The 22,708-nt window shown below is 60.6% G+C and carries 19 protein-coding genes and 2 pseudogenes; 1 reads left to right on the top strand and 20 read right to left on the bottom strand.

What is annotated here, in order from left to right; genetic code table 11:
• Positions 1–126: 126 nt before the first annotated feature.
• The 8 genes and pseudogenes from JL811_RS18735 to JL811_RS18770 all read right to left on the bottom strand — a co-directional run.
• A pseudogene (locus tag JL811_RS18735) lies at positions 127–300 on the bottom strand (transposase); the annotation flags it as partial.
• Positions 301–389: 89 nt separating this feature from the next.
• Positions 390–532 (bottom strand): annotated as a pseudogene (locus JL811_RS18740) (IS3 family transposase); the annotation flags it as partial.
• 21 nt (positions 533–553) lie between these two features.
• Positions 554–1,711, bottom strand: a complete 1,158-nt coding sequence (locus tag JL811_RS18745; RefSeq protein ID WP_237685072.1) for a pyridoxal-phosphate-dependent aminotransferase family protein — start codon at positions 1,709–1,711, stop codon at positions 554–556.
• Positions 1,712–1,789: 78 nt separating this feature from the next.
• Complete coding sequence (locus JL811_RS18750; protein ID WP_202690242.1) at positions 1,790–2,830, bottom strand: NAD/NADP-dependent octopine/nopaline dehydrogenase family protein; 1,041 nt, start codon at positions 2,828–2,830, stop codon at positions 1,790–1,792.
• A complete protein-coding gene (locus JL811_RS18755; protein ID WP_202690243.1) occupies positions 2,827–3,960 on the bottom strand; it encodes an NAD(P)/FAD-dependent oxidoreductase in 1,134 nt (377 codons plus the stop codon). Before JL811_RS18755 ends, JL811_RS18750 begins: the two co-directional genes overlap by 4 nt.
• Positions 3,961–4,102: 142 nt before the next feature.
• The gene (locus tag JL811_RS18760) at positions 4,103–5,605 is read right to left on the bottom strand and encodes a tripartite tricarboxylate transporter permease (RefSeq protein WP_202690244.1); all 1,503 of its coding nucleotides are present in this window, start codon (positions 5,603–5,605) and stop codon (positions 4,103–4,105) included.
• A 3-nt stretch (positions 5,606–5,608) separates the two neighbouring features.
• Positions 5,609–6,049 carry a tripartite tricarboxylate transporter TctB family protein gene (locus tag JL811_RS18765; protein ID WP_202690245.1) on the bottom strand — a complete coding sequence of 147 codons (441 nt, stop codon included), beginning with the start codon at positions 6,047–6,049 and terminating at the stop codon, positions 5,609–5,611.
• On the bottom strand, positions 6,046–7,023 hold the full coding sequence (locus JL811_RS18770; protein WP_202690246.1) for a Bug family tripartite tricarboxylate transporter substrate binding protein: 978 nt from the start codon (positions 7,021–7,023) through the stop codon (positions 6,046–6,048). The genes JL811_RS18765 and JL811_RS18770 overlap by 4 nt, the downstream gene beginning before the upstream one ends.
• Before the next feature lie 168 nt (positions 7,024–7,191).
• On the opposite strand from JL811_RS18770, the gene JL811_RS18775 reads away from it, so the two are divergent.
• Complete coding sequence (locus tag JL811_RS18775) at positions 7,192–7,902, top strand: GntR family transcriptional regulator (protein WP_202690247.1); 711 nt, start codon at positions 7,192–7,194, stop codon at positions 7,900–7,902.
• Positions 7,903–7,973: 71 nt separating this feature from the next.
• On the opposite strand, the gene JL811_RS18780 is transcribed toward JL811_RS18775, so the two are convergent.
• From JL811_RS18780 to JL811_RS18835, 12 genes are all read right to left on the bottom strand, one after another.
• On the bottom strand, positions 7,974–8,729 hold the full coding sequence (locus JL811_RS18780) for a GntR family transcriptional regulator (protein WP_202690248.1): 756 nt from the start codon (positions 8,727–8,729) through the stop codon (positions 7,974–7,976).
• Positions 8,730–8,814: 85 nt separating this feature from the next.
• Positions 8,815–10,227, bottom strand: coding sequence for an FAD-binding oxidoreductase (locus tag JL811_RS18785; RefSeq protein WP_202690249.1), 1,413 nt, complete (start codon positions 10,225–10,227; stop codon positions 8,815–8,817).
• Between the two features lie 22 nt (positions 10,228–10,249).
• A complete protein-coding gene (locus JL811_RS18790) occupies positions 10,250–11,341 on the bottom strand; it encodes an ABC transporter ATP-binding protein (protein ID WP_202690250.1) in 1,092 nt (363 codons plus the stop codon).
• A gap of 5 nt (positions 11,342–11,346) precedes the next feature.
• Positions 11,347–12,117 (bottom strand): SDR family NAD(P)-dependent oxidoreductase, encoded by a 771-nt coding sequence (locus JL811_RS18795; protein ID WP_202690251.1) that lies wholly within the window; start codon positions 12,115–12,117, stop codon positions 11,347–11,349.
• Positions 12,118–12,120: 3 nt separating this feature from the next.
• On the bottom strand, positions 12,121–13,755 hold the full coding sequence (locus JL811_RS18800; protein WP_202690252.1) for a class I adenylate-forming enzyme family protein: 1,635 nt from the start codon (positions 13,753–13,755) through the stop codon (positions 12,121–12,123).
• The gene (locus tag JL811_RS18805) at positions 13,743–14,810 is read right to left on the bottom strand and encodes a hypothetical protein (RefSeq protein ID WP_202690253.1); all 1,068 of its coding nucleotides are present in this window, start codon (positions 14,808–14,810) and stop codon (positions 13,743–13,745) included. Before JL811_RS18805 ends, JL811_RS18800 begins: the two co-directional genes overlap by 13 nt.
• A 23-nt stretch (positions 14,811–14,833) precedes the next feature.
• A complete protein-coding gene (locus tag JL811_RS18810; protein WP_202690254.1) occupies positions 14,834–15,649 on the bottom strand; it encodes an ABC transporter permease in 816 nt (271 codons plus the stop codon).
• Positions 15,650–15,662: 13 nt separating this feature from the next.
• Complete coding sequence (locus JL811_RS18815) at positions 15,663–16,487, bottom strand: ABC transporter permease (protein WP_202690255.1); 825 nt, start codon at positions 16,485–16,487, stop codon at positions 15,663–15,665.
• Between the two features lie 81 nt (positions 16,488–16,568).
• Complete coding sequence (locus JL811_RS18820; protein WP_202690256.1) at positions 16,569–17,621, bottom strand: ABC transporter substrate-binding protein; 1,053 nt, start codon at positions 17,619–17,621, stop codon at positions 16,569–16,571.
• Between the two features lie 60 nt (positions 17,622–17,681).
• Positions 17,682–18,623 (bottom strand): dihydrodipicolinate synthase family protein, encoded by a 942-nt coding sequence (locus JL811_RS18825; RefSeq protein ID WP_202690257.1) that lies wholly within the window; start codon positions 18,621–18,623, stop codon positions 17,682–17,684.
• 15 nt (positions 18,624–18,638) lie between these two features.
• Positions 18,639–20,321 carry a hydantoinase B/oxoprolinase family protein gene (locus JL811_RS18830; RefSeq protein ID WP_202690258.1) on the bottom strand — a complete coding sequence of 561 codons (1,683 nt, stop codon included), beginning with the start codon at positions 20,319–20,321 and terminating at the stop codon, positions 18,639–18,641.
• On the bottom strand, positions 20,314–22,512 hold the full coding sequence (locus JL811_RS18835; protein WP_337924773.1) for a hydantoinase/oxoprolinase family protein: 2,199 nt from the start codon (positions 22,510–22,512) through the stop codon (positions 20,314–20,316). Before JL811_RS18835 ends, JL811_RS18830 begins: the two co-directional genes overlap by 8 nt.
• Positions 22,513–22,708 lie beyond the last annotated feature (196 nt).

A 22,708-nucleotide genomic window follows, 5' to 3' on the forward strand; every position in this document is an offset into this window, starting at 1 on the left:
CATTCTTGGCTAGGTCAACTCCAATTATGGCAAACTTCTTCATGGGTACCCCCTCCTATGTGGCGATGATGACCTCACCACCCTGGCACATTGCGATGCCGTCGGGCGGGGGTATCCACCACATCAGGTCTGGATGGCGGCGTCGCTGTAGTCCTGCTGCCGGCCACGCTTGCCGGTCGGCGCAGCCTCCCAAGTCATGGCGGGGTCGAACCAGATCGTCAGCGAACCACGGCGCTTGAGCGCCTCGTTGTACGCGAGCCAGTTCATGGTCTTGTAAGCGGGAGGTTTGGGTCTGGTCATGCGCCCCAGCTATCACGCTAGTTTCACGAGATGAATCCCTCACCCGATTTGTGCAACAGAGCCCCTATGACCTGCCAATGAACCTTTACCCCGGCCACGACCAGTGCCCGGTTGTCATTTTCCCCCTTCGGCGCGGGATGAGCAATCGCCCGGCGCGTGGAGCTTTCATCGCGTGCAACACGTCGGGCGACTGCGGTAGTCAGGTGCGGGCGAAGCCTGCGGGGGTCTGGTACCCTGTATCTTCCGGTTAAGATCACGCCAGCGTGGTCAGCGCCGCATCGACTCCGCCGCTTTGATGCGGGATGGCGGCGGCGCGCAGACCCATCTCTACCCCCGCGACCGAGGCGATCACCGACGGGTCATTGAAATCGCCCAGATGTCCGATGCGGAACACCCGGTCTGCCAAAGGCCCCAGCCCGTTGCCCAGCGACATATTCGAGGCCTGCAGGATGGTCTGCCGCAGCCCATCCGCGGAATGGCCTTCGGGCAGCCGGACGGCGGTCAGGCTGGGGGAATGGTGCGCCGCATCCTGACATTGTGTTTCAAAACCCCAATGCGCCACGGCAGCCCTGACCGCCGCTGCCGCGCGCTTATGGCGAGCAAAGACGGTTTGCAATCCCTCGGCCTCCAGCATATCCAGCGCGACCTTCAGGCCCTGAAGTAGATTGGTCGAGGGCGTGTAGGGAAAGAATCCGCGCGCATTGGCCTCAAGCATCTGGTTCCAGCACCAGAAGGCGCGGGGCAGCCCCGCAGTTTCTGATGCCGCGCGCGCCTTGGACGAGATCGCATTGAAGGACAGACCCGGCGGCAGCATCAGCCCCTTCTGCGACCCGGCAACCGTCACATCCACCCCCCATTCATCATGCAGATAGGATGTGGAGCCCAGCGATGAGATGGTATCGACCATCAGCAGCGCCGGATGGCCCGCCGCGTCGATGGCCCGGCGCAGGGCCGCGATATCCGACAGCACCCCGGTCGAGGTCTCGTTATGCACGACACAGACCGCCTTGATCTGCCCGTCGCGATCCTCGCGCAGGCGCGCCTCGATGTGGATCGGATCGACGGGGCTGCGCCAGTCGCCCGCCATCACCTCGGGTTTAAGCCCCAGCCGCGTTGCCAGGTCAGACCACAGCCGCGCGAACCACCCGGTTTCATACATCAGCACGCCATCGCCCGGCGACAGCGTATTGACTAGCGCCGCCTCCCACGCGCCGGTGCCGCTGGCGGGATAGATCACCACGGGCTGTTCCGTACCGAAAACCGGGCGGATACGCGCCAGAACATCGGCGCCGATCTGGCCGAATTCCGGGCCGCGATGGTCTATCGTCGGCCGGGCAATGGCGGACAGGACGGGCAAGGGCGTGTTCGTCGGTCCGGGTATCTGCAGAAAGTGGCGGCCGGGCATATGCATGGCAATCTCCGTAAGGTCAGGGTCGCGGGGCCGGGCGGCCACGGCGGCTCAGGGTCATTCAGGTCGGGGGGCGGTGGTTCAGGTCGCGGCGAACCCCTCGCGGCAGATTTTCAGGAAATCCGCCGCAGCCAGTTCCTCCAGCTCCAGATCGGGCAGCAGATCATTTTCCGTCGCGAAATCGCGCCCATAAAGCGCAGAGAACATCCGCAATCCCGCATCGTGGAAGGGCACGGCGACACCGGCGATCCGCGCGATGGCGAGAATGGGCACCAGACCGAAAGGTACATCTTCCAGCGTATAGCGGGTTTCGGTGGTGGCCGGTCCGTAAGTGACGACCTGCGGCTTGGCCGCCCCATGGGTCTGTTCGCTGTGTTCCTGCAATGACCGCACTTTCAGCCCGAAGGCGGCTGCGATCTGCATCCTTTCGGCATCCAGCGCGTCATTCAGCCGCTGCACCGCTTCGGTCGAGCAATCGGACTGATTCCATTTCTCGGCCAGTTCCATGCGGGTGAAATTCAGCAGAGCCAGCGCCATATGGGATTGCGGATTGATATTGCTGAGCGAGACCGCCAGCAGATCGCTGCGCGTATTGAACCGGTCACCGAAAAGCGCCCGGCATGTGGCCAGCCCGGCATCGGCCAGATCAACCGGCAGGACCGCCAGATCGACCTTCTTGCGGATGGTTGCGATGCGAACCTCGGCATTGGCGGTTTTGCGTGCGCGCAGCAGGGTCGTGCTCCAGCCGACAATGGGCAGGTGGATACGGCGCGCTGCCAGCAATCGTTGCAGATAAAGCGCGCCCAGAGAAGCCTGGGATGAGATAATGATCGTTTGGCCTGTCCGCAAATGCGGGGCCAGCGCATCCATGACCGCGCGATGCCCCATGGCGGGCAGCGCCAGTATCACCGTGTCGACATTCGCCACGGCATCCGCAATATCCCCGGCCACCGCGACCGCGTGTTCTTCGTCAAGGATTCCAATTGCGCGCAGGGGAGCCGATTGAAGCGGTCCGATCCCCTTGCCCGAGGGTGACCACAGCACTGGCTCATGCCCGTCGCGCGCCAGCATTACCGCCAGTGCCAGACCGGCAGCACCGGTTCCCAAAACCGCGACCTTCATGCCGTTTCCCCTTCAAAGAAACGTTGTGGGCGGAAGGGGGCCAATGCGCCATGCGTGGCCCCGGTCAGCAGTTCGGCGGCAACCGCCTCACCGATGAAGGGGGCGAGCGTGACGCCGCTATGGGTGACACAGGCATAGTAGCCCGCAAGTCCCGGCATGGGGCCTATCGCGGAATAGCCATCTGCAGGTTGCGGACGGATCGCGATACGCCATGTTTCCAGCCCGACATCGGCCAGCCCGGGCAGAAGTGCGCGCGCACGCGCCAGCAATTCGTCAGCAAGCGGCTGGTTCACGACAGCGGGCGCATCTGGCTGCACATGTTTATCAAGATCACCGGCGCGCAGCAGCAACCGCCCGGCCCCGTCGGGGCGCAGATTGACCGCAGGTGTGCGCAGGCCGCGCCGCAACCCGATACCGGCAGGCAGCGTATAGGCGACAATGCCCGCCGTCGGCGCCAGCGGGATCGGCGCGACTGAATTCGTCAGCACATCATTCGCCCAGCGGCCTGCGCAATTCACGACGATATCGGCATCCAGCGTGGTGCCATCCGCCAGCACCACACCGCTGCACCGATCCCCCGATACGACGATCCGCGCCACCGTGGCTGCCACGAAACGAACGCCATGACGCTGCCGCGCCGCCTGCGCCACCGCGCCCGCACAAAGCACCGGATAGCACCAGCCATCTTCAGGGTAATGAATGACGGGGCTGCTATCCAGCGCGGCGGCTGCGATCTCGGGTTCAAGCCTTTGCAGTCCCTTGCCGTCCAGCAACTCGGCCGGATAACCCCAGTCCTGCAATATGCCGAACTTGTCGGTCTGGTCTGACGGGTCCACCCCGCCCGCCTCGGCGCTGGCCCCCTGCCATTGCAGGACACCGGGGCGCGGATACCAGACCGCGCCATCCAACTCGCCCGCGATACGGGCATGGGCGGCGCGTCCGGCGAAGTTCAGCCTGAAATAGTCGTGTGAACTGAGCTTTTCACAGGCATTCACCCAGGCATAGGAGGTCGAGGAGGTGCCCCCGCCGATGCGGCGTTCCTCCAGCACGGTGACATCCGCCCCGCCCTGCCCCAGCCGGTAAGCCACCGACGTGCCGATGATCCCCGATCCGATGACGATGATGCGCATTCTTTCCTTTTCCTCTCTCACCTGCCGGCCCTGGGGGCGGCTGGACTTTGGCGGGCGCCACCCGGCGCCCTGCCCCTTTGATTTTCGTCAGAGCACGACGCCCGGTCAGTGCTTTCGGTTGCTGACCATCAGGCGCTGCGCGTCAGCCCCGCCCGGCGCGCAGCTTTCGGCGCAGATGCGGGAAAAGCGGTGCCATCAGGCCAAGCGCCACCAGCACCCACAGGACTGCGGTGATCGGGCTTGCGAACAGGATGCCCCAGTCACCATCACTCAGAGCCAGCGCCTGACGCAGATTGACCTCCATCAGATGCCCCAGCACCAGCCCCAGCACCGCAGGGGCGATGGGAAAGCCGAACTTGCGCATCAGATAGCCGACAACACCGATTCCCGAGATCAGCAGCAGATCGAAGGCGCTGTTGTTGATGGCATAGATGGCAATGAAGCTGATGACGATGACCGCAGGCATCAGGCACCATTGCGGGATCATCAGCATCCGCACGAACAGGCCAACCAGCGGCAGGTTCAGCGCCAGCAGCATCAGGTTGCCGACATACATCGAGGCGATCAGCCCCCAGAACACATCGGGATGGTTCTGGATCAGCAGCGGCCCCGGTGTCACGTTCAGCCCGACCAGCGCGACCAGAACCACCGCCGTGGTCGCACTGCCGGGAACGCCCAGCGTCAACAGCGGCACGAAAGCACCGTTCGCCGCCGAATTATTCGCCGATTCCGGTGCGGCCACGCCCCGTATATTGCCCTTGCCAAAGCTGTCACGGTCCTTCGAGATCGACTTTTCCAGCGTGTAGCCCAGAAAACTGGCGATCGTGGCCCCCGCACCGGGCAGGGCTCCAATGCCGAAGCCCAGAACCGAACTGCGCACCATGGTGCCCATCGCGCCCCGGATCTCGGCAAAGGAAATCCGGGCCTTGGTCACGAATTCCACAAGTTCGACCCTTGCGCGGCTTCGCTCAAGCGCCAGCAGCACCTCACCAACAGCAAAGAGTCCGATCATCACCACGACGAAATCAATCCCGTCATACAGCTTCATGGAACCGAAGGTGAATCGTGCAGAGGTGCCTGCCGGATCAAGCCCGACAGTCGAAACCATCAGCCCCAGAATGCCCGCGATCAGACCCTTGACCAGATCGCCCTGCGTCAGCGCTGCAACCATGGTCAGGGCAAAGATGATCAGCACGAAATACTCGGCAGGTCCGAAATGCAGCGCCCATTTCGCCAGTTGCGGCGCCAGCAGCATCAACCCGACGACGCTGATCGTACCTCCGGTAAAGGAGGCAACCGCCGACATCGCCAGCGCAGCACCCGCCTTGCCGTTGCGCGCCATCGGATAGCCGTCGAATGTCGTGGCAACGGCACCTGAAGTGCCCGGTATGTTCAGAAGGATGGCCGAGATGGAATTGCCGTATTCTGAGCCATAATAAATCCCGGCAAACAGGATCAGCGCGGCAGCAGGCTCCAGCTGCACCGCAAAGACCAGCGGCAGAAGGATTGCCACGGCATTCGATCCGCCCAGACCCGGCAACATGCCGATCATGGTGCCGATGAAGCAGCCCAGGAACACCAGCAGCAGGTTTTCCGGGCGGAAGACATATTCAAATCCGCTGCCCAGCAGCGCCAACATTTCCATGGCTCAGCCCCCGAAAACAAGCCCGCCGGGCAGACGCAGCCCGAGCAGGAAATTGAACAGCCCGTAAAGTGCTGCCGTCGTCAGCACGGCGCCGATCAGCGCGGGCAAAGGCCGCGCCCCGAACAGCAGCGACAGAAAACCGACCTGAAGAATGGTGCTGATGACAAAGCCCAAAGGCTCGATCGCCAGCGCGTAAAGAATGAAGCTGCCCACGGCCAGCCCGAGGCTGAGCAGAACCGCCCCGCGTGGCCATTCGATGACGACCGGACGGGCAGGCCGCAGGATCAATGCCGCGCTCAGCAGGATCAGCACGAAACCCAGCAGATAGGGCACTGCGCGCGGTCCCAGCGTATCGGAGGTAAAGCCGACCTGGATGAAGCTGGTCGCCACCGCATATGCGATACCGACCAGCAGCAGGAAGGCGCCAAGAAGGCGGTCGGTCATTCCATCAGACCCAGTTCGCGCGAAAATTCACGGAACACCTCGACCTCTTCGGTCACATAGGTGTTGAATTCCTCACCCACCATGCGCAGCGGTGCGAGCCCGTTCTGCTGGCGAACCTGCGCCCATTCGTCCGACGCCTCGATGGTCAGCAGCGCATTGGTCCAATAATCATAGGCCGCATCCGACATGCCCGCAGGCGCATAGAAGCCGCGCCAGTTGGGAGCCACGACATCATAGCCCAGTTCCCGCGCGGTGGGGATCTCGCTATAGGCTCCGTCCAGGCGTTCGGGGGCCATCACGGCCAGAATGCGCACCGCGCCCGCCTCGAACTGGCCTGCGATTTCCGAAATGCCGGCCGTGAAGACATGGCTGCGACCGCCCAGAAGTTCCGTCACGGCCGTCCCTGCCTCAAAGGAAATGTAGCGCAGATTTGCGACATCCTCGACGCCGCCGGCGCGCGCCAGTTGCAGCGGACGGATATGATCGGTGCCGCCAACCGCGCTGCCACCGCCCAGAACGACGCTACGCGGATCTTCCCGCAGGCGCTCCAGCAGGCTGTCCAGCGTATCGAATTCAGAATCCTCGCGCACCGCGATGACCGGGAAATCGGCGCCGATCGCACCGATCCAGCGCACATCAGTATATTCCAGATCGGGCAGTTCGCCGCGCGAAAGCAGAAGGGTGGTGCCGCCGCTTGCCGCCACCACAAGATCGCTGTTATCGGCCTGCTGGCCCACGGTATAGGCAAAGGCCACACCCCCGCCGGCACCGGGCATGTTGCGCACCTGCATTGTGTTTTCGGTAAGGTCGAACTCACTCAGCAACCGCGCGACGGAACGGCAGGTCAGATCCCATCCGCCGCCCGGATTGGCCGGGGCGATGCACAATGGCGCGTCGGGCGTATAGTCCTGTGCGGCGGCGGGCATGGTCGTGGCGCAAAACCCCAGCGCAACAAACTGAAGAAAATGCTTCATGGTTCGTTCCTTCCTGCTTTGATTATCCCTGTCAGGTCGAGTAGTATTCAACGTAACGTGTGTGTCAACGAAAAATGAATGCAAAACGGAGCCAAGATCTATGCTATCCAAGTCCAAGGCATCATTGCGCCTTCATTTTGTCTGGAGAAATGTGGAAAGGCATAAAGAATGAGCGCAACAGCGACCGGAGATGCCATGGTGAGTGAGAGCGCAGCATCCCTTCATGATGAGGTGGTCGCATTCCTGCGGCGCTACATCATTGAGGACAATCTTGCCGAAGGCGAACGCATTCCTGAAAAAATCCTTTGTGAGCAACTGGGTGTTTCAAGAACTCCCCTGCGTGAGGCGCTGAAGGTGCTTGCCTCGGAAGGGCTTGTCGATCTTCTGCCGAACCGCGGGGCGCGCGTCCGGTCCCTGCGCCCCGAGGACATTCGCGAACTGTTCGAGGTTCTGGCCGGACTTGAGGCCCATGCAGGGCGGCTGGCCTGCCAGCGCATCACCGATGAACAGATCGCAGCGGTCGAAGCCCTGCATCTGGAAATGTATTCTGCATTCATTTCCAGGGACATGACGGCATATTTTGGCCTCAATCAACGCATTCACCGGATGATTCTTGATGCGGCGGGCAACAAGGCGCTGGAGCTTGCGCATCAGAACTATGCCAGCCGCGTGCAGAGGTTGCGCTTTCATGCCAACCGCACCAAGGAATGGGACCGCTGGAGCCAGGCCATGCGGGAGCATGAACTGATCCTGGCCGCACTTGTCGAACGCGACGGTCATCGTCTGGCGGAAATCCTGGTTGAGCATCTGATGAATAAATGCGCCGCCGCAATGGATGTCGGCCGGATGGCCGGAAAAGGAGCGGGTTCAGGCATGTAAACGATGGCCTATGGCCACCCAATACGTCGCAGGAAAGCCCATTCATGGGCCGAGCGGCATCGCCATCCGTTTCAGATCAGTGCGTATTGGCCCTTTCGCAGGCCAAGATCAGGCGTAGAGCTGATTGCGACCGCCCCTGAAAAAATGGCCTGCTTCAGCCGGTTGAACGACAAATCCTGATGTTCGACCGCCAGCCGGTCAGAGGCGGTAATGTCGCGATCCGCGATTGCCTCGACCATCAGCCGGTGCTGCCGCGCCGTTTCGCGTACATGCAATACCAGTTCGTCATCCGGCTCGGCGGCCGCGATACTGGTGCGGTCGGTATTCGAGAAACAGGCCCGCGCCAGTCGGCTGGCAGCAATCAGGGTGCGGTCATAGAAATCCACAAAGTAGTGGTTCTTCGCAGCTGCGGCGATGCAGATATGAAATTTCATGTTCGCATCTTGTCGTTCCAACCCGTCACCGCTGCTGGTCAACGCCTCGAAGTCGATCATGGCTTGACGGATCGCGGCAAGATCGGCCTCGGTCCGGTTTTCGGCCGCGAGACGATGGATCATCCGGCTCGAGATCAGCAATGCCTCGTAAAGTTTCGGAACCTCGTCGAAATCAAGAGGCGCCACCCGTGCGGTGCGGCCATCGCGTATCACCAGACCATCGGCGATCAATTGGATGATGGCCTCGCGGATCGGCGTACGCGAGACCGAAAGCTGAGCCGCAATCCCTGCCTCATCAATCACGGCGCCCGGCCGCAGATCCAGACGCAGGATGCCATCACGCAGGACCTTCAGAACCTTGTCGCCGTCGCGACCCGAAGTCTGTTCGGTCATGATGATCCCCCCGAGAAGTTTTCTTTCGGATATATTCATCTTCTGTTCCGCCGGTTGCAAGAGAACCCCTTGGATCTTGCGCTGATCACGGCAGCACACGGCCCGGATTCAGCAAGCCCTTGGGGTCCAGAAACGCCTTGAGACCCCGCATCAGGTTAAGTTCATGGGTCGTCTTGTATCGGTTCATGTCTGCTATATGGATGCTGCCGATGCCATGCTCGGCGCTGAACGTCCCTCCCATATCATCGGCAATGTCATACAGCGCGTGATTCAGATGCGCGGTCAGGCCAGGTTTGTCGGCCACCTTCTCCCAATCGTCATGGCTGAGCATGGCAATGTAATGCAGGTTGCCATCGCCCAGATGGCCCACCACTACCGGTCGGGCCTGTGGCAGTTCGCGCGCCAGCCAGGCCTGAGCCGCAGCGATGAAGGGGCCGATCTGCGCCAGCGGCACTGCAATATCGTGGGTCAGGCCCATACCTTCTTTGACATTGCCCTCGGTTACGTGATGGCGAAGTGCCCAGAGTTCGGCGCGTTGGCGTTCGTTGCTGGCCAGCACCGCATCCAGAATCGTTCCCGTGCCAAAGGCGTGGCCAAGTGCAGTGGTCAGCCGTTCTTCCAGAATCTCGGGCGCGGTCGTCCCCGAGATTTCAATCAGGAGATACCAGTCGGCATTGTCAGGCAGGGCAAGTTTGGCCCCCGGCACATGGCGCAGGACAATGGTCATCTGGCTGTGCGACATGATTTCGAGTGCCGAGACCTCACCGGGGAAGGCCGCGCGAAGCTGACGAGCCAGCGCCAGCATCGCATCGGTGCCCTGAACAGCCAGCATGGCAGTCAGGAAATGAGGCGGGCGCGGGAACAGCCGCAATGCGGCGGCAGTGACCACGCCCAGTGTTCCTTCCGAACCGATAAAAAGGTTGCGCAGATCATAGCCGGAATTGTTCTTGCGCAGCGTGCGCAGCCCGTCCCAGATGGTTCCATCCGCCAGAACCACCTCGAGCCCGAGCACGAGATCGCGCATGTTGCCATAGCGCAGCACACCGGTTCCGCCAGCATTTGTGGCGATATTGCCGCCGATCTGGCAGGACCCCTCGGCCCCGAGGCTCATCGGAAAAAGACGTTCGATGGAGGCCGCCGCCTCCTGAACATTTTGCAGGATACAGCCGGCTTCGACGATGATGCTGTCATCCTCGGCATCCAGTTTACGGATCACATTCATCCGCCCCAGATTGAGGATGATGCCTCTGCCCGACTCATCCGGAACCGATCCGCCACAGACGCTGGTATTGCCACCCTGCGGAAAGACACGGGTTTCCGTTTCATAACAGGCCTGCATTACAGCCGCGACAGAGGTTGTATCTGTCGGGAAAACCAGTGCCAAAGCCGCCCCGTAATGACGCTTTCGCCAGTCCACCAGATGCGGCGCCATGGCCCCGGTATCGGTCACGACGGCAAGGCCGGGTATGGCGCGAAGGCGCGAGAGGATATCGGACAAGATCGGACTCCGGAGGATGGTTTCAGCGGTCCAGCAAGACGCCGTCTTCGGGCCGCCAGCACAAACGGACCGGCATTCCCGCTTGGGCGCGGCGACTGACTTGTTCCGAAACAGCCTTGGTGGTCAAGGAAAGCCCCTGCGTGGTCAGGATCTGTATCCGGGTCATGCCGCCGATGAACGAAGTTCCCAAGACCTTGCCTTCGATCAGGTTGGCCCCTGCGGGTGCGGCCTCATCCTGGGCCAGCAACCGCAACCGTTCGGGACGAACCATCAGCGTCACCGCTGTATCCTTGGCAAGCCCCGTATCCCGAACTGTGTATTCACCACCCGCCGGGACAGCCATTCTGCCAGCGGCCGTGATCCTGCCCTCGATCAGGTTTGACTCGCCGATGAATTCGGCCACGAAGCGGCTTTGCGGAGCGAAATACAGGTCTTCGGGGGTGCCCAATTGGGCAATCTCGCCAACGCTCATCAGACAGATGCGGTCCGACATGTTCAGGGCCTCTTCCTGATCATGCGTGACGTAGATGAAGGTGGTGCCCAGATCTGTATGCAGGCGCTTGATTTCGTCCTGCATCTGTTCGCGCAGGTTCTTGTCCAGCGCTCCGAGCGGTTCATCCATCATGATGATGGCAGGTGAATATACAATGCAGCGGGCAATGCCGACGCGTTGCTGCTGGCCGCCCGACATCTGGCGCGGCTTCCGGTCCTCGAACCCTGTCAGCCCGACCCGTTCAAGCGCTTCATTCACCTTGCGGTGGATCTGATCCGAGGGTTCCCCCCGCACCCGCAGCGGATAAGCCACATTCTCGAACACGGTCATATGCGGCATCAGCGCGTAATTCTGGAATACCATACCTATGCCGCGATCACGGGGCGGCATGTAGGTGATGTCCCGGTCATCCAGCAGGATGCGCCCGGTCGTCGGCGCGATCGCCCCGGCGATCAGGTTCAGCAGCGTGCTCTTGCCGGAACCCGAAGGGCCCAGCAATGTCAGAAACTCGCCCCGATGCACGGTCAGATCGGTCGGGCGCAGTGCAAGCGCCGAGCCGAAGCTCATTGAAACGCCCTGAAGCGTGATCGCGTGCCTGTTGTCGCTTTGGGTCTGGCTCATGCGGTTCACTCCTTCACGGGAACGGTATAAGCCAGCCGCAGGCGGCCACCATCGGCATAGATCGTCTCACCTGTCATATAGGACGAGTCGTCGCAGCCCAGGAAAACACAAATCCGGGCAATCTCTCTCACTGTGCCCAGACGACCCAGTGGCGTTCGGGCCAGCATCCCCTTCTGCACTGAGGGATCATTCTCGAAGATCTTGTCCAGCAGTTCGGTTGCGATCGAGCCGGGGCCGACACCATTCACACGAATACCATGCTCTGCAAGCCCAAGTGCCATGGCCGAGGTCAGTTGGTTGATCCCGCCTTTCGACACGGCATAGGCCAGAATATGGGGGCTGGCGACGATGGCGTTGATCGAACTCATATTGATGATCGACCCTTGAACGCCATTGGCGGCCATCCAGCGTGCACCGGCCTGACCGACCAGAAAAGCACCCTTGAGGTTGACCGAAAGCACCTTGTCGAAATCGGCCTCTGACAGGTGAAGGATGGTGCCGGTCAGGTTGATCCCCGAATTGCAGACAACGATGTCGAGCCGACCAAAGGCCGCGACCGCAGCTGCGACCACCGCCGACGCATCGCTTCCCTGGGACACGTCACAATGGACATAGCGGCAATTTTCGCCCAGCTCGATCGCCAATGCGCGGCCTTTTTCGTCCTGGATGTCGGCGAGGATCACCTTTGCACCTTCGGTAATATATTCACGTGCAATGCCTTCGCCGATTCCCTGCGAAGCCCCTGTGACGATGGCGACCTTGTCTTTCAGCTGCATGGTTCAGTCCTTGTTGCTGCTGGCCTTGACCGCTTCGGCATCATGATCGAAATCGTCCATGGCAGCGGAGAGGAACTGTTTCTGGATGCGCTGAGTTGGCGTTTTGCGGAAATTCTCGACAAATCGGATGAGGCGAGGCACCTGAAAACGCGGCATCCGTTCGGAGCACCATGACAGCAGCGTGGCACCGTCCAGAGTACTGCCGTCAATGCGGCGGACAAACAGTTTCAGATCCTCGTCGCCGATCTCGTTCCTGACCCCGATCAGGGCGGATTCGGCGATCTCGGGGTGATCATTCACCACTCGTTCGACCTCCCAGGCCGAGATGTTCTCGCCCCGACGTCGCAGGCTGTCCTTCTTGCGGCCATGATAGGTGATGAAGCCAGCCGTATCCATTTCGGCAATATCGCCGGTGTAAAGCCAGCCATCCCGCAATGCGCCGGCTGTTGCCTCGGGATTGGCGTAATAGCCGGTTGTCAGAACGCCGGGCTCGACCTCGGCCACGCGGATCTCGCCGGGTTGACCCGGGGCACAGGGCTGTCCCTGTTCATCCACGACCTCGACGCGGAAATAGTCGACCGCCGTGCCGATCGAGCCCAACTTGCCCGCGTGGCTGCCACCGGGGTTGATGGTCGAGAAGCTGGAGGTTTCGGTCATGCCATAGCCTTCGCGGATCTCGACCCCGAAACGTGTCTCGAAGGCGGCCCAGACATCACGCGGGCAGCCACCGCCCCAGGCGATCCGCGCACCATGGCTCCGGTCCAGATCTGACGGTGGCTGTTTCAGCAAAAGCTGCAGCACTCCGCCGACGAAATGGATGTGGCTCGCCCCTGCTTCCCGGACCTCGGTCCAAAAGCGGCTGGCCGAAAAACGCGGCACCATATGCAAGGTCACCGGCACCATAAGCGCCAGTACCAGAACTTCGGCCCCGAAGACGTGATAGATCGGGTCCCAAAAATGCAGAACCGATCCAGGCCGCATATCCGAAAGCCATATCGAGCCAAGCGCGGTAGCCTGAACCATTCGGTCGGACATCTGCACCCCTTTGGGCGCACCCGTGGTGCCCGAGGTATAAAGAATGATCCGGAGATCGCGGGGATCATGGGCAACGACAGGCAGAGCGACGACCGCCTCCGCTCGCAGATTTTTGAGATCGGTTCCCGGGGCTGGAAGCAATTCACCGTCGGTCATTCGCCAGACCGATGCCGCGAGAGCGCCCGATGAGCGGGCAGCGTGAACCGGTCCCTCCAGCACCTGGGAAAACTCTGCATCCGCGATCACCATCGCCGGGGCACAATGCGCTATCTGATACTCAAGCGACGGGCCTTTCAGCGCCGTATTCACCGGAACCAGAACAGCCCCCACCTGCTGAATGGCGAAAAAGACCAGCACATGATCAAGATGATGGCCCAGCATCACCGCAACCCGGTCACCTTGGCGTATTCCCGCTGCATGAAGCCCAGCCGACAATTGCCCAACGGCTTGGGCCAGCCCGGCACAGGTCAGGTCATGGCCATCATGACGCAAATAGACATGATCAGGACGTTCGACTGCGGCACGCGCCAGAAGGCCCGGCACCGTCTCATCATCACGAAAGAAGGGGGCGCCGCCGTCGCGCGACAGTTTTACCACAGCCATTCTCCCGTATCGGTCAGCGTCCAGATTTCGGTGCCGTCTGCGGCAAGCGGTGCCCGTTCCAGCCGCAGATGACCATTCTGCTGGCGTACGGCCATGGCGAAGAATTCATGAACCGCCGCACGCAGTTCAGGCGCCGGATCGTCGGTGAAGGGGTTGAAACCATTCAGGCGCAACGTCGCGCGACCCGCATCCCCATCGACTGAGACGTCGTTGCGGAACGCGGCAAAAATCGCGCCGAACATCTGAAGCACGGACAGCGCATCAGTGCCCGCATGACCCGTGCTGGCAGCCAGGTCCTTTGTGAATTGCGCCGCCAAGAGACGCATCGCAGCGCGGATTACATCGGTCGCGGCATTGACGCCCAGCAATTCGTAAAGGATCGCAACCACATGACGGACATAGTCGACACCATAATTGTATCCCCCTTTCAAGATCCGCGCCTCGGGCCATGTGTCCGGGTTCAGTTTCGGAGCTGCCTCGGGCAGAAATTCAGGTGATCTCTCCACATGCTCGACGCGAAAGCGTTCTGTCGGCGAAAGGTCGTGATCATATTCATAGAAATACCCCTCGTCATAGGGATGGCCCTCGGACACGAACTTCGTGGCGACCCAGCCAAGGCGCGGACAGCCCAGAAGCTCACCGTTGCGCGGATGCCAGGTCGAAAGGATCGTGCGCCGCACCGCAGGCGGCACGGCCAGCGCAGCGATCCCGGGATATGACCCCCAGGGCGCCATGTAACGGATCCATGCCTTGCGCGGACTCTCGACCACGACCTGCATGTTCAGCCCGCCAATGGAGTTCGAGAAATAGTGATAGAGCGCCGCCGTGACTGCGGGCGGGTTGTCGCGGATTTCCAGCTTGTCCAAAGCGGCAAGGAAACGGTCTTTCTGCTCACCGGTCAGCAGACGGCGCCAGATCTCGACAAGAACCGCCTCGCCCTTTTCGCGGTAGCACATCGCCGTCATGCCAGAAACCATCAGCCACGCGAACTTGTTCGCCAGACCCGTCCGTGCGCGCAGATCCTCAAGTGTTTCGACGGTGTTTTGTGGTGTCATTGGATAACCTTCCTGTATGTTCATCAGCCCTGTGCGGGGGTGGTTTTCTTCAGCGCGACCATGATCAGGCACACGACAAGGGAAATTCCGGTCAGCAAGGTCGATACGGCCGCGATGATCGGGGAAATTTCCCAGCGGATGGCGCTGTACATCTTGACCGGCAGCGTCGCGGTGGTCGGCCCCGACAGGAACCATGAGATCACCACCTCATCAAAGGAGATCAGGAAGGCAAAAAGCCCTGCGCCGATCAGCGATGGCACCAGTTGCGGCAACACAACCGTGCGGAACATGCGAAACCGCCCCGCACCCATCAGTTGGGCGCCGAATTCCAGATTGCGATCCAGTTTCTGGATACCGGCGACGATCATCACCAGCACATAGGGTAGCGTATGCATGACATGACCCAGCACCAGCGCCAGAGTCGTTCCATTGATCCGCAGATAGGAAAAATAGAGATAGAAACCGAGCGCGGTTACGACCGAAGGGATAATCAACGGAGACAGCATCGCCCCCATAATCAGCCCCCTTCCCGGGAACTGAAACCTGGCAATCCCATAAGCCGCTGGAACGCCCATAAGAAGCACGATCACGGTCGAAATACAGGCAACTTTCGCGCTTTGCAGCAGCGGTCCTGTCCATGCAGATGAGGACAGGAACTGGCGGAACAATTCCAGCGAATAGTTTGACGGGGGAAAACTCAGCTCATTCGCCGAGCCAAAGGCCATTGGCACCACCACAGCGATGGGGGCCAGAAGGAATACATAGACGGCGAAGGCCAGCAGGCTGCCCATCCACTGCAGGTGGCGCGATTGCGGGTCACGGATGAAATTTTCGGACATCTCCTGCCTTCTCTCAGCTCTGCCTGCGACGCAGGACGGACAGCGGGGCAATGGCCAGCACCACCATGCCGAGAAGCAGAACGCCCACCGCGGCGGCCATGCTCCAGTCCAGCGTTTCGCGGGTGTAGAAATCCACAAGATTGGACAGCATCGCGTCGCGCGGTCCGCCCAGAAGCGCCGGCACGATAAAAAAGCCAAGCGCCATCACCAGAACTGAGGACAGCCCCGCAATGATCCCAGGCAGGCTGAGCGGCAGCGTAACGGTGCGGAAGATCCGTGACGGTTTCGCCCCCATGACTGCAGCGGCCCGATAGACAGACTCGTCAATTGCCATCAGGCTGGCCAGCACCGGAAAGACGACAAAGGGCGTCAGGTAATTCGTCATGCCGATCAGCACGCCGATGCGGTTCAAGATCAGTGCCAGTTCGACCTGGCTGCCCGTGGCCCAGGTCAGCACTTCGTTCACCAGACCTGAACGGCCCAGGATCACCGTAAACGCGTAGCATTTCACGAGGACCGAGGTCCAGAAAGGCAAGAGTACCAGCACCATGTAAAGGCTGCGACGGCGCGGCGTCTGACGTGCCAGATGCAACGCGATGATATAGCCAAGCAGCAGACTGAGCGCCGAAGCCGAGATGGCAATGATCAGTGTCGTCGACAGCGTGCGCCGGAACAGGGCCGAACCCAACAGCTCTGAATAGGCTCGGGTACTGAAGGCCGGTCCTTCAAAGCTGGTGTAAAGTATATAAAGCAGCGGCGCTGCCAGAATGGTCAACGTAACCAACGTGGCGGGCGTCACGAATGCAGCGGCACCACGCAGTTCTGCGGCTCGGTTCATGCTCGCCTCCGGTGTTAGGGGCCTGGGTCAGGAAAACCGGCCCCACCCGCACAGAGCGGAGCCGGAAGGAAACGATGCGGATCAGAGCAGGGTCCATTCCTTGAACCGACGGGTCACATCCTCAAAGTTGTCGGCCCACCAGGCGTCGTTCAGCACGACATTGTTCGGGTTTTCCAGATTAGGCAGCCACTTGCGTGATTCCTCAGAAAGCAGCGGCACGGCATCTTTCGACACCGGGGCATTGGCCAGAAGGTCCATCGTTGCGGCCTGCACCTCGGGTGAAAGCATATGCGCAACGAACTTCATCGCATTCTCGCGATTGGGGGACCCCTTGACCACAGCAAGATATTCCAGACCGTTCAGCGTCTGGTCAAACGAGAAAGCCATGCCTGCGCCTGCAGCATTGGTCGTGCGGACACGGCTGGCATAAGTATAGCTGAAATCGACCTCCCCGGTCTGAAGCAGGGTGATGGTTTGAGGAGTTGCCCCCACCCAGGAGGCAACCGAGGACTTGACCCTGTCAAGGGCCGCGAATGCCCGATCAATATCCAGCGGATAAAGATCGGCAGGGGCGACACCATCGGCCAGAAGCGCCGCTTCCAGTGTTTCGCTGGGGCGGTCCCGGAAGGTGCGGCGGCCGGGGAATTTCTCAGTGTCAAAGTATTCCACGAAGTTCCGCGGATACTCGCCTTCACCGCGTTTGGACGGATCATAGGCAATACCACCCGCCCAGGTATAGAAGGGTACCAGATCGGCGCTTGGAGCGATGGCAAGATCGTCCAGGTTGAACAGGCCCTCATCGAATGTTTCCCAATAGCCTTCTTTCGACCCGGAAGCCCCAAGGGCGCCAGGTGCGTCGAACACGTCCCATTCAACATTTCCGGTCATCACCTGGGCCTTGACCTTGGCCAGATCGGGGGTGTCGATGATCGTGACCTCGATACCGGTCTTTTCGGTGAAGGACTTGATGCCACCTTCATAGACGGCATCGCGATAGGAGCCGCCCCAAGTCACGAAGGTCAGACTGTTGCTGGCGGCCGTGGCACGACCAGCCCGCAGAATGGCAGGCGCAGCCAAGAGGCTTGCGCTGCTGGTAAGGAAGTTCCGGCGCGTCAGATTGAATCTTGTGGTCATTTCAGTCTCCCTGTTGTGAAGCCCGGGGGTCATTTCGCCCCCATGGCGTTGTAAATCCTGTCAGGTCTCGTTGATCGCTGTGGCTTCAAGCAGCTGCGCTGCCTCGGCTTCCAGCCGCAGTGCGGCAGGCAGTTCGGTTGTCAGCATGGCAATGGTTTCGGCACTCGCCGGACGCAGAGGCGGCAGGCAATCACCATGCGGCATGTCGCACAGCGCCAGGGCCGCGCGTAGTGCCGTCGGATTATGTTCGCGGTAAAGCATCGTTACATAGGGCATCAGCCGGCGATGGAAGGTCGCGGCCTCAGCCATCTGTCCGCTGGCGCAAAGACGATACAGATATTGCCAGGCCTTCGGGAAAAGCAGCGAGGACGCCAGGAAACCACCTTTCGCCCCGATGGCTACATGTGCGGGAAAGACGTTCTCTTCGCCCGTCAATATCGTGGCCCGATCACCGATCGCGGCCATCACCCGCATCTGATAGGCCAGATCATGGCTGCAGGTCTTCATCGCCACGACGCCGGCCTCCTCGACCAGCCGCATCACCGTGTCGGCATCCAACTGGATTCCCGTCCGGTACGGAATTTCATAAAGCATCAGAGGCAGATCCGTCACGTCGGCAACCGCCTTGTAGTAATCCACCACACCCTGGGGCGTGGGCCGGGCATAGTAGGGCGTGACAAGCATGATCATGTCCGCCCCGGCGCTGACCGCGTCCCGGGTCGCTTCCAGAGCTTCACCGATACCCGGTGAAAGGACGCCCGCGATTACTGGGATTCGCCCGGCAACCGACGCGACAGTTGCTTCAAGCATCTCGCGCCGCTGTGCGGGCGTCAGAGCGGTATATTCACCTGTGCCACCGTTCGGTGCGATTGCCGTCGCGCCACCCTGGACGACATGCTCGGCCAGCATGGCAACCATGGCCTGATCCAGCGTCCCATCTGCCCGCAGCGGAGTCGGGGTTGCCGAAACGATGCCTTCAAGCGCCCTGTGATTGAACGTCATGCTGTCTATCCCTCCTTACTGGCCAAGCTGCGGATAGTCGCGCGCGGCAGCTTCCGCACTGATCTTGCCAGCCTGCAGGTCTGCGCGGATATCTTCGGGCTCGCGTTCAGAGGGTTTGCCATACCCCCCCGCACCGGGCGTTTCGATCACCGCCCGCGCGGAGGAGGTCAGCAGCACCTTGCTGGCCTTTGAGCTCAGTCGGTGAGAATCGCCCTTGCCATCAATCAAGTGGAACGACCCCGCAGCGCCATCATGGCCGCCGAAAACACCCCAAGGTCGGTTGCGGAATCGTTCGCCGACCCCATTGAATTCGCAGTCATGATCGACCGGGCTGATGACCCGGCGGATGCCCATGCCGCCCCGGTGCCGCCCTGCGCCGCCAGTGTCTGGAATCAATGAATACTCTTCGACCCGCAGAGGATATTCCAGCTCGATCGCCTCGACCGGAAGGTTCGAGGTGTTGGTAATATGGACCTGAACCCCATCCTTGCCGTCATGATGTGCCCGGGCGCCCATGCCGCCACCAAGCGTTTCAAGATAGACATACATCTGGCCATTGCGGGGATCGGTTCCGGTAAAAACCGCCGAGGTATTTGCCCCATTCGCAGCGCCGATCACCCGTTCGGGCACAACAGGGGCAAGCGCACCAAGGACGCAATCCACCACGCGCTGGCAGGAATTGGCACGCATTGCCACCGCGGCTGGAGCTATGCAGTTCACGAAACTGCCCACCGGCGCCACAATTTCGATAGCGTCGAAAATGCCCTGATTGGTGGGAACCTCACTATCCAGCAGCGCCTTGAGCGAATAGCAGATCGCCGACTGGGTCGCATTGTAGGTCAGATTGAAGTTGCCCTTCACCTGCGGATCAGTGCCAGTAAAGTCGAAGCGGATCGATTCACCCTTCTTGATCACGGTCAGATGGATGCGGATATCCTCGGTGCCGATACCGTCGTCATCCATGTAGTCGGTGAAGGTCCAACTGCCATCGGGCAGACGGGCAATCGCGTTGCGCATGCGAAATTCGGTGCGCGAGACGATTGCATCGAACATGGCCCGTAAACCGTCCCCGCCATGTTCGGCCAGAAGATCCAGCAGCCGCAATTCACCCAGCCGGCAGGCCGCGATCTGGGCATTCAGATCGCCGCGACGTTCATCGGGCAGCCGCATGTTCAACAGCAGAATTCGCATGATATCATCACAGCGGATGCCACGGCGGTAAAGCCGCACCACCGGGATGCGCAGACCTTCCTTGTAGATTTCATCAAGACCGCCCGACATCGAGCCGACCGCCGCGCCACCAACATCGGCGTGATGGATGATATTGGCGACAAAGCCGATCAAGCGATCGTCATCGAACACAGGCGCCGCCATGTTGATATCGGGCAGATGCGTGCCGCCGGCCACATGCGGATCATTGGCGATAAACAGGTCGCCCGGTCCGATATCATCGCCGTATTCTGCAATCAGTTCCTTCATCATTCCCCCCATCGAGGCGAGGTGGATGGGCAAGGACATCTCCGCCTGAACAATCAGCCGGCCGCTGGCATCGGCAATGGCAGTCGAATGGTCATGGCGCTCTTTTACATTCGATGAAAAGGCACTGCGCATGATGGTGATAAAACACTCATCAGCGATGGATTTCAGCCCGTTCCAGCTGATTTCAAGCGTAATCGGGTCGACCTCGGCCTCAGGCATTGGCAAGCTCCATAATCATGTTCAGCGCCGCATCGACCAGAATTTTCGCGCCCGGCGGCACGACGGTCGTGCTGTCAAGCTGGGTGATGATGGCTGGCCCGGTGATCACCGTACCGGCCGGCAGGCCCGCCCGGTGATACATCGGGGTTGATTCTGCACCCTGCTCGGAGAACCAGACATCAACCTGCTGGAACGGGGCCGTATCGGGTTCGGCAGGGGTGTTGCTGTTTTCAGCCTGAACCAGCCGTGCCGTTGCCCGCAGTCGGATATTGACCATTTCGATTGGGGCGTCCGGGTCAGCATGACCGTAGCTGCGGCTGTATTCAGCGAGAAAGGTCTCGCGAAGCAGGGAGGCGTCGGGACAGACCGGCGCAGAAGCGCCGGTCCAGACCTCGACAGAAAGCTCATAATTTTGCCCCAGATAGCGCATGTCAAAGCTGAGGATCATCTCCCGATCGGTCGCACCCTCCGCCTCGGTGACGAACCATTCGGTGGCCCGGGCCCCCAGGGCATCCAGCTCAGCCTGAACCGCCGAAAGATCAGCCGAAATCTCAGCCCGGTAACTTGCCACGAAATCCTCTTGCAGATCGGCCAGGATCAGACCTTCGGCACAAAGGATTCCCGGTGCGCGTGGAATGATGATCCGTGTCATCCCCAGAGCCTGCGCAACATCGGCGGCATGCAGTCCGCCCGCTCCACCGAACGGCATCAGCGCAAAGCGGCGCGGATCATATCCTTTTTCGATCGACACGACCCTGATTGCCCGGGTCATGTTGGCGGTTACGATGCCGATGATACCCAAGGCTGCCCGCTCAAGAGAGACACCCAGTTGTTCCGCAAGCGGGCGGATGGATTCGACCGCACGCTCGCGGTCTATTGTCATACCGCCGCCGGCCAATTCACGAGGCAGGCGCCCCAGCAGTACATTGGCATCCGAAACCGTGGGTGCAGTGCCCCCGCGCCCGTAACACGCAGGCCCGGGCACGGCCCCGGCGCTTTCGGGCCCGACCTTCATCAGCCCGTCATTTCCGATCTGTGCGATCGAGCCGCCACCGGCCCCCACCGTGTGGATATCGACCATCGGCAACCTTATCCGGAAACCTGAAATGTCGCGTGTACTTGCCAAGGCTGTCTTGCCGTCACGGATCAGGCAGACATCTGTCGAGGTACCCCCGATATCCAGCGTGATGATATCGCCCAGTCCGGACAACGCGCCCGCCCCCGAGGCCCCGACTGCACCAGCTGCCGGACCGGAAAGCGCGGTCCGTACAGGTAGTTGCGCGGCGCGCTCGACCTTCATCAATCCACCACTGGACTGAAAAATGCCGAAATCGGCTGCCGGGGCAACGGTGCGCACTTCCGCCTGTAGGCGGTCCATGTAGCGCGTAACCTCGGGCTGCAGAAACGCATTGATCAGCGTCGTTGAAAAGCGCTCATACTCGCGGAACTCTGGCTGCACTTCGGACGACACCGTGACAAATATTCCAGGGAAGGCAGTACGCAGCGCAGCAGCGACGCGGTCTTCATGCGCGGGGTTGAGGTAGGAAAAGATCAGGCAAACAGCGATCGCCTCGATCCCGTCCACAGTGCGCACTTCTTCAACCAGATCCTGAATTGCCGCATCTGTCAGTGCAGTGATGACCTGTCCCTGCGGTCCGATCCGCTCGGCAATCTCGAACCGCAGGCTGCGATTGGCCAGTGCAGGCGGCGCATCTGCCTGAAGATCATAGATCAGGGGGCGGGTTTGACGGCCAATCTCAAGCAGATCCCTGAAACCGTGGGTGGTGACGACAGCCACCCGCGCCCCTTTGCGCTGCAGCAGTGCATTGGTGGCAACCGTGGTTCCATGGGCAAAGCGACTGATATCGGCAGGCGCAATGCCATGTAGATCCGTCAATTCGCGCAAGCCTGACAGGATCGCTTGCGACGGGTCGACAGGCGTAGACGGCCGTTTGTGAACGACGCTGCGACCTGTTGAGATTTCCTTGGCGCAAAAATCGGTGAACGTTCCTCCGACATCGCAGCCCACGATCCAGTTCGGCATAAATAAGTCCATCTTGGCAAGCGTCCACGAGGTGGGGCGCGAGGCCATGATAAGTATACAAATTGGACACCAGTAAAGCCAAAATTTTTGATCTGAGACGAATATCCTTCTAACTATATGTTTATTATAGGTATAAAAATTTAACACCTAACATCTATGGGCTAGGATTCCGAATGAATTCACTTCTGATGGGTACCAAAACAGCCACGACGGGCGGCGATAGACGATGCTCGACTGAGTATCAAACAACGCATGTTGTGTGTACGTTCCATGCTTGGGCATTCATGCGACGGCGCTTTTTATACATATTCTTTATCTATTCCGCCGCGCAATGTAGACACTA

The organism is Szabonella alba, from assembly GCF_016765775.1.
In the GTDB taxonomy this organism is placed as follows: domain Bacteria; phylum Pseudomonadota; class Alphaproteobacteria; order Rhodobacterales; family Rhodobacteraceae; genus Szabonella; species Szabonella alba.

Excerpts from the sequence above, each read along its gene's own strand:
- JL811_RS18745 (WP_237685072.1), bottom strand. The coding sequence starts at position 1,711 with ATGCATATGCCCGGCCGCCACTTTCTGCAGATACCCGGACCGACGAAC.
- JL811_RS18750 (WP_202690242.1), bottom strand. The coding sequence starts at position 2,830 with ATGAAGGTCGCGGTTTTGGGAACCGGTGCTGCCGGTCTGGCACTGGCG.
- JL811_RS18755 (WP_202690243.1), bottom strand. The coding sequence starts at position 3,960 with ATGCGCATCATCGTCATCGGATCGGGGATCATCGGCACGTCGGTGGCT.
- JL811_RS18760 (WP_202690244.1), bottom strand. The coding sequence starts at position 5,605 with ATGGAAATGTTGGCGCTGCTGGGCAGCGGATTTGAATATGTCTTCCGC.
- JL811_RS18765 (WP_202690245.1), bottom strand. The coding sequence starts at position 6,049 with ATGACCGACCGCCTTCTTGGCGCCTTCCTGCTGCTGGTCGGTATCGCA.
- JL811_RS18770 (WP_202690246.1), bottom strand. The coding sequence starts at position 7,023 with ATGAAGCATTTTCTTCAGTTTGTTGCGCTGGGGTTTTGCGCCACGACC.
- JL811_RS18775 (WP_202690247.1), top strand. The coding sequence starts at position 7,192 with ATGAGCGCAACAGCGACCGGAGATGCCATGGTGAGTGAGAGCGCAGCA.
- JL811_RS18780 (WP_202690248.1), bottom strand. The coding sequence starts at position 8,729 with ATGACCGAACAGACTTCGGGTCGCGACGGCGACAAGGTTCTGAAGGTC.
- JL811_RS18790 (WP_202690250.1), bottom strand. The coding sequence starts at position 11,341 with ATGAGCCAGACCCAAAGCGACAACAGGCACGCGATCACGCTTCAGGGC.
- JL811_RS18795 (WP_202690251.1), bottom strand. The coding sequence starts at position 12,117 with ATGCAGCTGAAAGACAAGGTCGCCATCGTCACAGGGGCTTCGCAGGGA.
- JL811_RS18800 (WP_202690252.1), bottom strand. The coding sequence starts at position 13,755 with ATGGCTGTGGTAAAACTGTCGCGCGACGGCGGCGCCCCCTTCTTTCGT.
- JL811_RS18805 (WP_202690253.1), bottom strand. The coding sequence starts at position 14,810 with ATGACACCACAAAACACCGTCGAAACACTTGAGGATCTGCGCGCACGG.
- JL811_RS18810 (WP_202690254.1), bottom strand. The coding sequence starts at position 15,649 with ATGTCCGAAAATTTCATCCGTGACCCGCAATCGCGCCACCTGCAGTGG.
- JL811_RS18815 (WP_202690255.1), bottom strand. The coding sequence starts at position 16,487 with ATGAACCGAGCCGCAGAACTGCGTGGTGCCGCTGCATTCGTGACGCCC.
- JL811_RS18820 (WP_202690256.1), bottom strand. The coding sequence starts at position 17,621 with ATGACCACAAGATTCAATCTGACGCGCCGGAACTTCCTTACCAGCAGC.
- JL811_RS18825 (WP_202690257.1), bottom strand. The coding sequence starts at position 18,623 with ATGACGTTCAATCACAGGGCGCTTGAAGGCATCGTTTCGGCAACCCCG.
- JL811_RS18830 (WP_202690258.1), bottom strand. The coding sequence starts at position 20,321 with ATGCCTGAGGCCGAGGTCGACCCGATTACGCTTGAAATCAGCTGGAAC.